Annotated in this window: 1 pseudogene; it reads right to left on the reverse strand. The window is 70.1% G+C overall.

The window, feature by feature from the left end:
* Window positions 1-98: pseudogene (locus FBT96_RS21325) on the reverse strand (molybdopterin synthase sulfur carrier subunit); the annotation flags it as partial.
* Window positions 99-204 lie beyond the last annotated feature (106 nt).

Consider the following 204-nt stretch of genomic DNA (forward strand, 5'->3'; position numbering starts at 1 on the left):
GCGACCAGATCGGCCACGGTCGCGGCCTCGGTGTCCAGCCGCTCGCGCGGGTGCCCGATCCGCTCGCGGACCCAGGCGAAATAGACGATGTCGAGCATCTCAGCCTCCGGTGTGGTTCATGCCGCGGGCCATCTGCCCCGCGACGCTGCAGGGGCCGTAGCCGAAGGCATGGCCCGCAGGTTTTCGGGAAATCGCGGCGCGGAT

The sequence above is a fragment of the Rhodobacter capsulatus genome, assembly GCF_005144475.1.
Taxonomy (GTDB): domain Bacteria; phylum Pseudomonadota; class Alphaproteobacteria; order Rhodobacterales; family Rhodobacteraceae; genus Rhodobacter; species Rhodobacter capsulatus_C.